Source organism: Microbacterium sp. CFBP 8801, from assembly GCF_014839455.1.
GTDB lineage: Bacteria > Actinomycetota > Actinomycetes > Actinomycetales > Microbacteriaceae > Microbacterium.
The window spans coordinates 614,340-627,102 of the sequence record NZ_JACYNU010000001.1 but is presented as its reverse complement, the minus strand read 5'-3'; the positions used below and the strand labels follow the sequence as shown (position 1 = coordinate 627,102).

At 71.8% G+C, this 12,763-nt stretch carries 11 protein-coding genes and 1 tRNA gene; 9 read left to right on the top strand and 3 right to left on the bottom strand.

Going from position 1 to position 12,763, the window contains the following annotated elements:
• Both IFR11_RS02965 and IFR11_RS02960 read left to right on the top strand, forming a co-directional pair.
• Positions 1–1,858, top strand: a 1,858-nt coding sequence (locus tag IFR11_RS02965; RefSeq protein ID WP_191915150.1) for a DEAD/DEAH box helicase, incomplete at its 5' end; no start/stop codon positions are given.
• Between the two features lie 233 nt (positions 1,859–2,091).
• A complete protein-coding gene (locus IFR11_RS02960) occupies positions 2,092–3,213 on the top strand; it encodes a VIT1/CCC1 transporter family protein (RefSeq protein WP_197978823.1) in 1,122 nt (373 codons plus the stop codon).
• A 145-nt stretch (positions 3,214–3,358) separates the two neighbouring features.
• Here IFR11_RS02960 and IFR11_RS02955 read toward each other — a convergent pair whose 3' ends face one another.
• Positions 3,359–4,402: an isopenicillin N synthase family dioxygenase gene (locus IFR11_RS02955; protein ID WP_191915148.1), complete on the bottom strand. Its 1,044-nt coding sequence runs from the start codon at positions 4,400–4,402 to the stop codon at positions 3,359–3,361.
• 157 nt (positions 4,403–4,559) lie between these two features.
• Positions 4,560–4,645: transfer RNA gene (locus IFR11_RS02950), tRNA-Leu, on the bottom strand.
• A 140-nt stretch (positions 4,646–4,785) separates the two neighbouring features.
• Here IFR11_RS02950 and IFR11_RS02945 point away from each other — a divergent pair.
• Together IFR11_RS02945 and IFR11_RS02940 are read left to right on the top strand one after the other, a co-directional pair.
• Positions 4,786–6,087 carry a M20/M25/M40 family metallo-hydrolase gene (locus IFR11_RS02945; RefSeq protein WP_191915147.1) on the top strand — a complete coding sequence of 434 codons (1,302 nt, stop codon included), beginning with the start codon at positions 4,786–4,788 and terminating at the stop codon, positions 6,085–6,087.
• Positions 6,088–6,095: 8 nt separating this feature from the next.
• Positions 6,096–6,941, top strand: a complete 846-nt coding sequence (locus tag IFR11_RS02940) for an undecaprenyl-diphosphate phosphatase (RefSeq protein WP_055837560.1) — start codon at positions 6,096–6,098, stop codon at positions 6,939–6,941.
• Between the two features lie 71 nt (positions 6,942–7,012).
• Here IFR11_RS02940 and IFR11_RS02935 read toward each other — a convergent pair whose 3' ends face one another.
• On the bottom strand, positions 7,013–7,879 hold the full coding sequence (locus IFR11_RS02935; protein ID WP_055837557.1) for a PAC2 family protein: 867 nt from the start codon (positions 7,877–7,879) through the stop codon (positions 7,013–7,015).
• Between the two features lie 108 nt (positions 7,880–7,987).
• Between IFR11_RS02935 and IFR11_RS02930 the strand changes: the two genes are divergently transcribed.
• From IFR11_RS02930 to IFR11_RS02910, 5 genes are read left to right on the top strand one after another with little or no spacing between them, the layout of a single operon-like run.
• Entirely contained in the window at positions 7,988–8,683 is a 696-nt protein-coding gene (locus IFR11_RS02930) for an HAD family hydrolase (RefSeq protein ID WP_055837554.1), read from the top strand.
• Positions 8,680–9,696, top strand: coding sequence for a tRNA (adenine-N1)-methyltransferase (locus IFR11_RS02925; protein WP_191915146.1), 1,017 nt, complete (start codon positions 8,680–8,682; stop codon positions 9,694–9,696). The genes IFR11_RS02930 and IFR11_RS02925 overlap by 4 nt, the downstream gene beginning before the upstream one ends.
• Positions 9,697–9,705: 9 nt before the next feature.
• Complete coding sequence (locus tag IFR11_RS02920) at positions 9,706–10,653, top strand: FKBP-type peptidyl-prolyl cis-trans isomerase (protein WP_191915145.1); 948 nt, start codon at positions 9,706–9,708, stop codon at positions 10,651–10,653.
• A 26-nt stretch (positions 10,654–10,679) separates the two neighbouring features.
• A complete protein-coding gene (locus tag IFR11_RS02915) occupies positions 10,680–11,672 on the top strand; it encodes a helix-turn-helix transcriptional regulator (protein ID WP_055837545.1) in 993 nt (330 codons plus the stop codon).
• Positions 11,669–12,643, top strand: a complete 975-nt coding sequence (locus IFR11_RS02910) for a WYL domain-containing protein (protein ID WP_191915144.1) — start codon at positions 11,669–11,671, stop codon at positions 12,641–12,643. Before IFR11_RS02915 ends, IFR11_RS02910 begins: the two co-directional genes overlap by 4 nt.
• Positions 12,644–12,763: the final 120 nt, after the last annotated feature.

Here is a 12,763-nt window from a genome sequence, read left to right as displayed (position 1 = left end):
CCCCCTCTCCGTCGGCGAGTCCCCCGACGGCACCGAGCCGCACTTCGGCTCCTTCGCGGCCGAGCACCTCTCGCCGGCGTTCCCGCAGCGCGCCCCGTGGGGCACCGCCCAGCGCCTCCGCGCGTGGCAGGCCGAGGCGCTCGACCTCTACTTCGGCCTCGACGGACCCGACGGCGAGGGCAAGGGGCCCCGCGACTTCCTCGCCGCCGCCACCCCCGGCGCCGGAAAGACCACCTTCGCCCTGCGCCTGGCCAGTGAGCTCATGCGCCGCGGCGTCATCGACCGCATCGTCGTGGTGGCCCCCACCGAGCACCTCAAGACCCAGTGGGCCGAGGCGGCCGCGCGGGTCGGCATCCGTCTCGATCCGTTCTTCTCGAACCGCCACGCCACGCCCTCGCGGCAATACCACGGCGTCGCCGTGACCTACGCGCAGGTCGCGGTCAAGGCCGAGGTGCATCACCGCCTGACGATGGACGCCCGCACCCTCGTCGTGCTCGACGAGGTGCACCACGGTGGCGACGCCCTCAGCTGGGGCGACGCGCTGCGCGAGGCCTACAGCCGCGCCACCCGTCGTCTGCTGCTGTCGGGTACGCCGTTCCGCAGCGACACCGCGCCCATCCCGTTCGTGGAGTACCACCCGAACGCCAAGGGCATCCGCCTCTCGCGCACCGACTACGCCTACGGGTACCGACGTGCGCTCGACGACGGGGTCGTCCGCCCCGTCTTCTTCCTCGTGTACGCCGGTCAGATGCGCTGGCGCACCAAGGCCGGCGAAGAGATGGAAGCCCAGCTCGGGCAGGACAACACCAAAGACATCACCTCGCAGGCCTGGCGCACCGCTCTCGATCCGAACGGCGACTGGATCCCCGCGGTCCTCCGCTCCGCCGACCGCCGCCTCACCGAGGTGCGCGAGACGGTCCCGGATGCCGGAGGCCTGGTCATCGCGACCGATCAGACCGCGGCGCGCGCCTACGCCGCCATCCTCGAGGACATCAGCGGCGAGAAGGTCACCGTCGTGCTGTCCGACGAGGCCGAGGCCTCGGGCCGCATCGAGACGTTCTCGAAGGGCACGAGCCGATGGATGGTCGCCGTGCGCATGGTGTCGGAGGGCGTCGACGTGCCGCGTCTCGCGGTCGGCGTGTACGCCACGAGCGCCTCGACCCCGCTGTTCTTCGCCCAGGCCATCGGCCGTTTCGTGCGCGCCCGCCGGCGGGGCGAGACCGCGAGCGTCTTCCTGCCGAACGTGCCGCAGCTGCTCGCCCTCGCCGGTGAGATGGAGGCGCAGCGCGACCACGCCCTCGACCGCGACAGCGACGCGGAAGACCAGTGGAACGCCGAAGAAGACATGATGGACGCCGCCGAGCGCGAGGACAAAGCGTCCGACGCGCTCGAGCAGGAGTTCGAGTACCAGGCACTCGGCTCCCTCGCCCACTTCGACCGGGTGCTGTTCGACGGGCAGGAGTTCGGTCAGCTCGCGGTTCCCGGAACCGTCGAAGAAGAGGAGTTCCTCGGCATCCCGGGTCTGCTGGAGCCCGAGCAGGTGCACGAGGTGCTGATGTCGCGCGCGACCCGGCAGTCGCGCCACCGCTCCACTCGCGAGGCGAGCGAGAAGGAGAACGGCGTCGAGCCGCCGTCGGTCGACGAGGGCGGCCTGCCCGCCCCGCTGCACCGCACGCTGAAAGAGCAGCGCCAGCTGCTGAACACCATGGTGGGTCTGTACGCCCGCCAGAGCGGCGAGGCCCACGGCCTCGTGCACGCCGAGCTCCGGCGCATCTGCGGCGGTCCCGCCGTCTCGCACGCGACCGTCGCGCAGCTGCAGGCGCGCATCGACGTGCTGCGCAGGCGCGTGCATTCCTGAACCGCGCTGGGTGACCTCGCCCCGCGGACGTGGTCCATCTGCATGACAGGTGGGGCAGGAGTTCATGGTCGGCGTCACCTCGGCCTCTCATCGCGCGGTCGGTCATGCAGATGTGCCATCACCTCGCGTTTCGCGGCCCCGAAATGCTGGCATCCGCCCGTCGGCATCCGCGTCTTTCCGGGCTTCGGAGGCCCGAAATGCTGTCAGTGTCAGCCGACGCGCCCGGGGGAGCGATGGGCGCTCATTACGGTGGTGGGCGACCCGAAGGAGCCCGAGTGACGACCCTCGCCACCCCGACCGCCCGTGATCGCCGCCGCTGGGCGCGCTATCTCGTCGACGAACGCGCCGAGGCGCGCGTCTACCGCGAGCTCGCCTCGCGGCGCACCGGCGAGGAACGCGACATCCTGCTCGCCCTCGCCGAGGCCGAGGGGCGCCACGAGCAGCACTGGCTCGACCTGCTGGGTGAGACTCCGCCGCGCCTGCCGCGGCCCGGGATCGGTACGCGGTCCCTCTCGTGGATGGCCCGCCGCTTCGGCTCGATCTTCGTGCTCGCCCTCGCCCAGAACGCCGAGGCCCGTTCGCCGTACTCCGACGAGCCGTACGCGACCCCCGCGATGGCCGCCGACGAGCGCGTGCACCACGAGGTCGTGCGCGGTCTCGCCGCCCGCGGCCGCCGCCGTCTGTCGGGAACCTTCCGCGCCGCCGTGTTCGGGGCCAACGACGGCCTCGTCTCGAACCTGGCCCTCGTGATGGGCGTGGGGGCCACCGGCGTCGCCCCGAGCTTCGTGCTGTTCAGCGGCATCGCGGGTCTGCTCGCCGGAGCGCTGTCGATGGGCGCGGGGGAGTTCGTCTCGGTGCGCTCGCAGCGCGAGCTGCTGGAAGCCACCGAAGAGAGCGACTTCGCCGACTCCGCGCTTCCCCACCTCGACCTGGATGCCAACGAGCTCGCCCTCGTGTACCGCACGCGCGGCATGGACCCCGAGGCCGCCCTCGATAAGGCCCGCGAGGCCGTGACCGCCGCGCGAGCGGGAACGGCGCCCGCCGCCGCGGCTCCGGGGGAGTCCGCGCACGACGTCGTCGGCAGCGCCTGGGGTGCCTCGATCTCGAGCTTCCTGTTCTTCGCCTCGGGCGCGATCATCCCGGTGCTGCCGTGGATTCTCGGCATGACGGGTCTCGGTGCCGTCGTCCTCGCCCTCGCCCTCGTGGGCATCGCGCTCATGGCGACCGGGGCGATGGTGGGGCTTCTGTCGGGGGCGTCGCCGCTGAAGCGGGGACTGCGCCAGCTGGCGATCGGCTTCGGCGCCGCCGCCGTGACCTACGCGCTGGGTCTGGTGTTCGGCGTCTCCGCGGCGTGACTCCGAGGCCTCTGGAGACGCCGCGCGAGACACACCGATTCGCGCGAGACACGGCGCGACACCGCGCGTCTCGCGAGAGCGAGCGTTTCTCGGCCGCGATGCCCGGGCGGCTGGGGGCGGCGCCGCATGCCGGGGCGACCCCGCGTCAGCCGCGACTCGCCGCCACGCGCGCGGCCTCGCGGACCGCCGTCACGTTGCGCCGGCCCGCCCGCGAACCGGCGAGCTTGGCGGCGATGTGCTCCCGCACGGTCACCGGGTCGTAGAGCGCGGGCGCGTCGGGCGAGACGAAGTGCGGCAGGGGAGCGATCACCGCGTCGGCGTTGCCGTCGTGGAAGAACGCCGCCGATCGTCGGCGTTCGATCGTCCCGTCGATGACGGGCGGCTTCACCCGGTGGAGCGTCGACATCCACCGGTCGTTGGTGAGCCGTGCCGCCACGTCGCCCAGGTTGACCAGCAGCGCGCCGTCGGCGGGCGAGACGTCGTTCCACGACCCGTCCGACCCCAGCACCTGCAACCCCTTCACCTGATCGGCCCAGAGCACGGTCACGAGTCCGAAGTCGGTGTGCTCGCCCATGCCCGTGAGCTCGCCGTCGAGTTCGATCGTGCCGGGCGGCAGGGCGTAGTTGTTCATGCGCAGCACGTCGATCGAGTGGCCGGTCAGGTCGTCGAAGAAGTCCTCCGGCACCCGCAGCGCTGCGGCGAACACGCGCGTGAGCGTGTGGGCGACCCGGCGTGCCTCGTCGTAATAGGTGCGGACCGCGGGCTCGAAGACGGTCGTGTCGGTGGGCCAGGTGTTCGCGGCGTAGTCCTCGGGGGTCGCCGTCGACCCCGGATACTCGGCGGCCGACGTTCCCACGTTGAACGCCTCGAAGAAGTCGTTCATGCGCGTGACCGGGTCGACGCCGAGGCTGTAGCTCAGCGACTCGCTCTTCGGCGGGCTGTACCCCCGGTTCTCGCTCGCCGGTCGCACGTACGTCTTCTTCGCCTCGAGAGGCAGGGCGAAGAATTCGTCGAGTCCGGCAGCGAGGTCCGCGACCGCGGCATCCGGGATGCCGTGCCCCACGATCTGCATGAACCCGACGGTGCGGCACGCGTGATCGACGGCGGCGACCACCGCCGCCCGGGCATCGGGCGAGCCGCGGCCCACCCAGGCGGAGATGTCGATCGTCGGCACGCGGAACGAGGGCATGCCTCGACGCTAAGCGGGCCGTGTCACGCCGGTGTTTCTGGGGCGTCACGTTCGCGCGGAACAGGCGCGGCGGGGGAGGGTTCCGAGGACACCGACGCCGGGCCGCGAGGGGAACAGAAAAGGCCCCGGGGATGAACCCGGGGCCTTCGTCGTTCTGTGCGCGAGGGGGGACTTGAACCCCCACGCCCGTTAAAGGGCACTAGCACCTCAAGCTAGCGCGTCTACCTATTCCGCCACCCGCGCATTGGGTGTTTCGTCGCTTTCGCAACGAGGAACGACATTACCATGCTCCCGACCCCGCCTCGAACCGGGGCGACGCCCCGGGCGCGTCTCACGATGACACGCGACGGGAGGGGTCGCGCTCCCCGGGTACCGTAGAACGCATGTCCGAGCTCGAAACCGACGTGCCCGAGGTCGCCCGCATCGCGTCCGACCTGATCCGGTTCGACACCTCGAACTACGGCGGGGGTCGTGCCGAGGGGGAGCGCGAGGCCGCCGAGTACGTCGGCGCCTACCTCGAAGCGCTGGGCCTCGACGTCGAGTACTACGAGCCGGTCGAGCGCCGCACCAACGTCTGCGCGCGCATCCCGGGCCGCAACCGCGACAAGCCCGCCCTGATCCTGCACGGCCACCTCGACGTCGTGCCGGCCGTCGCCGCCGACTGGAGCGTCGACCCGTTCGCGGGCGAGATCCGCGACGGGGTGCTCTGGGGCCGCGGCGCCGTCGACATGAAGGACATGGATGCCATGATCCTCACCGCCGTCGCCGACGTGCTGCGCGCGGGGGACCAGCCCGAGCGCGACATCATCGTGACCTTCTTCGCCGACGAGGAGAACGGGGGCGTCGAGGGCTCGGCGCGCGTGGTGAAGGACCGCCCCGAGTGGTTCGCCGGCGCGACCGAGGCCATCAGCGAGGTCGGCGGCTACTCGATCGCCGTCGGCGACCGCCGGGCGTACCTGTTGCAGGTGGGCGAGAAGGGCCTCATCTGGATCAAGCTCGTCGCCCGCGGCCGCGCCGGCCACGGCAGCGGTCTGCATCCCGACAACGCCGTGACGGCCCTCGCCGAGGCCGTGGCGGCCCTCGGGCGCACGGAATGGCCCATCCGGCTCACCGACACCACCACGCAGCTGCTGGCGGGACTCGCCGAGATCACGGGTGACGACGCGGGCGATCCCGATGCTCTCGCCCTGCGCACCGGCGCCGCATCCAGCTTCATCCGCTCCACGCTTCGCACCACCACGAACCCCACGGGTCTCACCGCCGGGTACAAGCACAACGTGATCCCCGACCGCGCCGAGGCCCTCATCGACGTCCGCGTGCTGCCGGGCACCGAAGAGGCCGCCCTCGCCGACATCCGCCGCATCGTCGGCCCGCACGTCGACATCGAGATCGTGCACCAGGACATCGGCCTCGAGGTGCCGTTCTCGGGCGACCTCGTCGACGCCATGATCGAACAGCTCGGTCGTCACGACCCGGGCGTGCCGGTCGTTCCCTACCTGATGGGCGGAGGCACCGACAACAAGGCGCTGTCGACCCTCGGCATCGCCGGCTACGGATTCGCACCGCTGCGACTCCCCGCCGATCTCGACTTCACCGGGATGTTCCACGGTGTCGACGAGCGCGTCCCCGTCGACGCGCTCGAGTTCGGTCGACGAGTTCTCGCCGACCTCCTCCGGACGTACTGAAGGACCGCATGCATATTCTCGAGGTCATCATCCTCGGGCTCGTTCAGGGCCTGACCGAGTTCCTCCCCATCTCCTCCAGCGCGCACCTGCGCATCGTGGGCGAGTTCCTGCCGTCGCGCGTCGACCCGGGCGCGACCTTCACCGCGATCACGCAGATCGGCACCGAGCTCGCCGTCCTGATCTACTTCCGCAAGAAGATCGGTCGGGTCCTCTCGCGCTGGTTCGGCTCGCTGACCGGCCGGGTTCCGCGCAGCGACCCCGACGCCCGCATGGGCTGGCTCGTGATCATCGGCACCATCCCGATCGCGGCGGCGGGCTTCCTGCTGCAGAGCCTCATCCGCGACAACTTCCGGAGCCTGTGGATCACCGCGATCGTGCTGATCGTGTTCGGCGTCCTGCTCGGTCTCGCCGACCACTACGGCAAGCGCCGCCGCGAGCTCGACGACCTGACCTATCCGCACGGCATCGCGTACGGCTTCGCGCAGGCGCTCGCGCTCGTCCCGGGCGTCTCGCGCTCGGGCGCGACCACGACGCTCGGTCGCGCCCTCGGCTACAAGCGCACCGCCGTGGCCGAGTACTCGTTCCTGCTCGCCGTGCCCGCCGTCTTCGCCAGTGGCTTCTACGAGCTGTACAAGAGCTTCGACGAGGGCACCGGTCCCTACAGCCTCGGTGAGACGGCCCTGGCCACGGTCATCGCGTTCGTCGTCGGCTACGTCGTGATCGCGTTCCTCATGCGCTACCTGCAGCGCGGCAGCTTCCTGCCGTTCGTGATCTACCGGGTCGCCCTCGGCATCCTGGTCATGGTGCTGCTGGCGCTCGGCGTGCTGCCGGCGTACTCGGCGATCACCGGCTGACGGGCCGCGCCCCGACGGGCCGGAACAACGGAAGGCGCCGTCCCCTCGGGGGCGGCGCCTTCGTTCTGTGTTCAGCGACGCGGCGGGTCGTCTCGACCGGGCTTCGTAGGACCGTCGCCGCCATGGCGGAGGTAGCGCTCGAACTCCTGCGCGATCGCGTCGCCCGACGCCTCGGGGGAGTCCCACGTGTCGCGGGTCTGCTCGAGCTGGCGGATGTAGTCGCTCATCTCGTCGTCGTCGGCGGCGGCCGCGTCGATCGAGGCGACCCAGGCGCGCGCCTCGGTCTCGAGGTCGCCGCGGGGCACCGCGATGCCGCTGATGGTCTCGAGGCGTTCAAGCAGTGCCAGCGTGGCCTTGGGTGAGGGGGTGTGCCCGGCGACGTAGTGGGGGACGCTCGCCCAGAGGCTCGCGGTGGGGATGCCGACGGCCTCGGCGGCGTGGCCGATCGCGCTCAGGATGCCGACCGGCCCCTCGTACAGGCTCTTCTCGAGGCCGAGCGACTGGCGGACGTTGTCGTTGTCGCTGCCGGCGAACACCGAGATGGGCCGCGTGTGGGGCACGTCCGACATCATCGAGCCGAGGGCCACGAAGCCGGTGACGTCCTCGCGCAGGGCGACGTCGATGAACTCGGCCGCGAAGGCCTGCCACGCGCGGGCGGGCTCGACGCCGACGAGCAGCCAGATCTCGGCCTCGTCGGAGCGCTCGACGGGCCGCAGCAGCGTCGCCTCGGGCCAGGTGAGCGTGCGCCGCCCCTCGGCATCCAATCCGATCTGCGGTCGTGTGTACTGGTAGTCGAAGTACAGCTCGGGATCGACCGTGTGCACGACCTCGTACTCGACGTCGGCGCGCAGCATGGCGGCCGCCGCCGACGCGGCTTCTCCGGCGTCGTTCCAGCCGTCGAATGCGGCGACGATGATCCGGCGACCCAGTGCGTCCACACAACCTCCTCTGCCCCGTCGGGGCTGGGTTCCAGGATAGGCGCACGCGCGCGACGACGGCCGGACGTGCGGCGCGGGGCCGCGCGGGGCGCTGGATACGATGGAACGATGACTTCCCCCGCGCGTCCCGCGCCGTCCGCGGTCCTCTGGGACATGGACGGCACCCTCGTCGACACCGAGCCGTACTGGATGGCCGCCGAGACCCCGCTCGTGGAGCGCTTCGGCGGCACGTGGTCGCACGAGCAGGCGCTGGGCATGGTCGGCCTCGCGCTCGAGGACTCCGCCCGCCTGCTGCAGAACGCCGGCGTGCCGTGGGGCGTCGACGAGATCATCTCGTACCTCACCGACGAGGTGCTGCGGCAGCTCGCCGTCACGGGGGTGCCGTTCCGCCCGGGCGCGCGCGAGCTGCTCGCCGATCTTCGCGCCGAGGGCGTCCAGACGGCGCTCGTGACGATGTCGATGCGGCGCATGGCGCTCTCGGTCGTCGATCTGATCGACTTCCCCGCCTTCGACATCGTCGTCGCCGGCGACGACGTCGAGCGCCCCAAGCCCCACCCCGACCCGTACCTGCAGGCCGCCGCCGCGCTCGGCGTCGCCATCGTCGACACCGTCGCCATCGAAGACTCCCCGAACGGCCTGCGCTCGGCCATCGCCAGCGGCGCCGTGTCGCTCGGCGTCCCTCTCATGGTGCCGCTCGAGGGCGTCGGAGCGCACGCGCTCTGGCCAAGCCTCGAGGGCCGCACCACCGCCCACCTGCGCGCGCTCCACGCCGCGCACGTCCCGACCCGCCAGGAGAACCGATGAGCGAGACCCCCCACCTGAGCGGTCCGTTCCGCATCGGCGATCGTGTGCAGTTGACCGGCCCCAAGGGCCGCATGCACACGATCACGCTGCGCGAGGCGGGCGAGCTGCACACCCACAACGGCGTGCTCAAGCACGAGCTGCTCGTCGGCCAGCCCGACGGCAGCGTGGTCACGAACAGCTCCGACCATGACTACTTGGCCGTGCGCCCGCTGCTGCGCGACTTCGTGATGTCGATGCCGCGTGGCGCGGCGATCGTCTACCCGAAGGACGCGGCGCAGATCCTCGCGCAGGCCGACATCTTCCCCGGCGCCACCGTCGTCGAGGCCGGCGTCGGCTCCGGCGCCCTATCGCTGTGGCTGCTGCGCGCGATCGGGCCCGCGGGTCGGCTGCTCTCGTTCGAGCGTCGTGAGGAGTTCGCCGAGGTCGCCCGCGCGAACGTCGCGACCTTCCACGGCGAGCTCCCCCCGACGTGGGACGTCATCGTCGGGGACCTCGTCGAGAGCCTTCCGGATGCCGTGGCCCCGGCATCCGTCGACCGCATCGTGCTCGACATGCTCGCGCCCTGGGAGTGCATCGACGCCGCCGCCGACGCCCTCACCCCCGGCGGTGTGGTGCTGTGCTACATCGCCACCGCGACGCAGCTGAGCCGTGTTGCCGAGTACATCCGTGCCACGGGTCTGTTCACCGAACCGGATGCCAGCGAGACGATGGTGCGCGGGTGGCACGTCGAGGGCCTCGCCGTGCGCCCCGACCACCGCATGATCGCGCACACGGGGTTCCTCATCACGGCCCGCCGTCTCGCGCCGGGCGCCGTCCCGCCCGAGGTCAAGCGCCGCGCGTCGAAGTCGAGCTACGGCGATGAAGACGTGGAGCTGTGGACCCCGGGAGCCGTCGGCGACCGCGAGATCACTGACAAGAATCTGCGCAAGCGCGTGCGCGAAGCGCAGAAGTCCGCCGAGGGTGTGCGGCAGTCCGTCGCGGGCGCGGCGGAGGAGTCGGGCCCGAGCGCCTAAACTGATCCGGTGCGCAGACTTCCCGCTCTCGTGGCCGTGACCGCTCTGGCCGGATTCGGCCTCGTCGGATGCTCGGCGACCGCCGCGTCCTCCTGCCCGACCCCCACCGACAGCTCGATCGCCTCGGTGGTCGAGGCGACCGGTAACTTCGGTACGACGCCCACGGTGACCGTGCGATCGCCGTTCATCCCGTCGCAGGCGGGCACGCAGACGCTCATCGAGGGCGACGGCACGCGCATCACGACCGACGATCAGCTCTCGCTGATCGACGTCACCGTGCTCGACGCCGCCACCGGCGAGCAGGTGGGGGCGACGAAGTACAGCTCCGACCTCACCACCGCCACCCCGATCACGCGCCTCACGCAGGCGGTGCCCGCCGTCGCCCCGCTGCTGAAGTGCGTGACCGAGGGCTCGCGCGTCGCGGTCGCCCTCCCGGGCGACCAGGTCGGTGCGCAGGGCGCCCAGGGCTTCGGTCTGGGCGAGGGCGACGGCGCGATCTTCGTGTTCGACGTGCGCAAGGTGTTCCTGCCCGCCGCCGACGGTGCCGACCAGTACAACGCCGAGTCCGGCATGCCCTCGGTCGTGCGCGCGCCTGACGGACAGCCCGGCATCGTGACCCCGGCGGGCGACGCCCCCACCGAGGTGCGTTCGCAGACCATCATGAAGGGTGACGGCGATGCGCTGACCGCCGACTCCTCGGTGGTCATCCACGTGCAGGGCGTGGCGTGGGGTGCCAAGACGACGTTCGCCTCCACCTGGAAGAACGGCGCGCCCGGCCAGGCGAAGGTGTCGGCTCTGCCGCCGGCTCTCGCCTCGGCCCTCGAGGGGCAGACCGTCGGTTCGCAGGTTCTGGTCGTCGTCCCCGCCGACCAGACCGAGCAGGACCAGCAGATCCTCCAGGCCCCGGCCGACACCGCCCTCGTGTACGTCGTGGACATCCTCGGCACCGTCGGCTGACCCGCCCCGACGCCTAGGATGGGCGGGTGCCCGCCACCCCGTCCAGAAGTGCTCCCGAGGAGCGCCTGGTGAACCTCGTCGTCGCCCTCATGGCGACCGAGCAGGGGCTGACCAAAGACACCATCCTCTCCTCGGTCGCGGGCTACCGCGAGCAGCTCGAGGCGGGCGCGTCGAAGGATGCGCTCGAGAAGATGTTCGAGCGCGACAAAGAGAACCTCCGCGGGCTCGGTGTGCCGATCGAGACGATCGGCAACCGCTCCGACCCCGACGATCTGCGCGAGGCGCGCTATCGCGTGCCGACCGCCGAGTACGAGCTGCCCGACGACATCTCGTTCAGCCCGGCCGAGGTGGCGCTGTTGAACATCGCCGGAGGCGTGTGGGGGAGCGAGTCGCTTTCGGTCGACGCCCGCAGCGGGCTGCGCAAGATCCGCGCGCTCGGCATCGCCGTCGACGAGCCGATCATCGGGTACGCGCCCCGCATCCGGGTGCGCGACGCGTCGTTCGCGACCCTGCAGCGGGCGATCGAGCAGTCGCGGGTGGTGACGTTCACCTACCTGCGTCCGGGCGAGGCGCGTCCGCGCGAGCGACGCATCCGTCCGTTCGCCCTCGTCGAGTACGAGGCGCGGTGGCACGTCTACGGGTTCGACCAGAACGTGCAAGCCGATCGCACCTTCCTCTTGGCCCGCATCGTCGGCGACGTCACCGTCGCGCGCGAGAAGTTCCCGGCCGACCTGCGAGACGGCGCCGGAGAACGGGCGCTGGCGGGCCTGCGGGCCGTCGCCGCGCGTCAGCGGGCGCTGCTCGAGGTGCACCCGGGAACCGAAGCCGCCCTGCGGCTGGCGCGCCGCGCCGATGCGGCGCCGCAGGGCATCCTGGTGCCGTACGTCGACCTGCACGTGTTCGCCGACGAGCTCGCCTCGTACGGTCCCGAAGTGCGCGTCGTCGCCCCCGACGACCTGCGCGTCGAGGTCATCCGTCGCCTCGAGGCGACGCTGGCCCTGCACGGAGGTGCCGCGTGAGCACCGATCGGCCCATCGCCGCCCTCGACCGCGCGGCTCTGCTGCTGCAGCTGGTGCCCTACCTGCTCGGCAAGGGCGAGGTCTCGGTGGCCGAGGCCGCGGCCGACTTCGACGTCGCTCCCGGGCAGATGCGCGCGATGGTGGAGCGCCTCACCGTCATCGGCCTTCCCGGCGAGCAGGGGTACTGGCAGCTGCCGCACGACCTCTTCGACATCGACTGGGACCTGCTCGACCGCGAAGACGTGATCGCGATCACCAACACCGTGGGATTGGAACGCTCGCCCCGGCTGACCGCACGCGAGGCCGCGGCTCTGCTGGCGGGTCTGCAACTCGCGCGGAGTCTGCCGGGCGTCGGCGACAACGACCTCGTCTCGGGGCTGCTCTCCAAGCTCGCTCGCGGTGCCGCCGCGGCGCCGCCCGCCGTCATCGTCGCGCCCGGGCCCGTCGACGGGGTGCGCGATGTCGTCGACGAGGCGCTCCGCGCCCGCGTGGCGGTCATGTTCACGTACCGCGCGCCCGGCGCCGGTCCCACCACGCGCACCGTCGACCCCATCAAGGTGCACATCGCCAACGACCAGTGGTACCTGCAGGGCTGGTGCCACCTGCGCCAAGCCGTGCGCACGTTCCACCTCGACCGCGTGAGCGACCCCACCCTCACCGACATCCCGGCCGTGCACGGCGGCGATCCGGTTCCCGACCTGTTCGCCCCGGCCGACGACGAGGTGGTGGCCCGGTTCCGCTTTCCCCGCGCGGTGGCGCCGTTGCTGGCCGACTACCTCGAGCGCGCCGACATCGACGACTCCGACGGGGTCACCTCGGTGGCCTCGCTCCATCTCGCCGACGAGCAGAGCCTGAAGCGCCTCGCAGCCCGGCGCGGCGGCGAGGTCGAGCTGCTCGAACCGGCCGGCGCCCGCCACGCGGCGGCGGCGTGGGCGGCGGCGGGGCTGGCGCAGTATCGCGCGGAGCCCTGAGCGCCTGCCCGCACGGCCCTCCGCGACGACGAGGAGCCGCTGGCCGACCCGATCGCCGCGCCTGAGCGTCCGCACCGAGTCGTCGCGCCCGTGGGCCTGTCCGGTCCGCGGCGGAAACCG

Excerpts from the sequence above, each read along its gene's own strand:
- IFR11_RS02960 (WP_197978823.1), top strand. The coding sequence starts at position 2,092 with ATGGGCGCTCATTACGGTGGTGGGCGACCCGAAGGAGCCCGAGTGACG.
- IFR11_RS02955 (WP_191915148.1), bottom strand. The coding sequence starts at position 4,402 with ATGCCCTCGTTCCGCGTGCCGACGATCGACATCTCCGCCTGGGTGGGC.
- IFR11_RS02945 (WP_191915147.1), top strand. The coding sequence starts at position 4,786 with ATGTCCGAGCTCGAAACCGACGTGCCCGAGGTCGCCCGCATCGCGTCC.
- IFR11_RS02940 (WP_055837560.1), top strand. The coding sequence starts at position 6,096 with ATGCATATTCTCGAGGTCATCATCCTCGGGCTCGTTCAGGGCCTGACC.
- IFR11_RS02930 (WP_055837554.1), top strand. The coding sequence starts at position 7,988 with ATGACTTCCCCCGCGCGTCCCGCGCCGTCCGCGGTCCTCTGGGACATG.
- IFR11_RS02925 (WP_191915146.1), top strand. The coding sequence starts at position 8,680 with ATGAGCGAGACCCCCCACCTGAGCGGTCCGTTCCGCATCGGCGATCGT.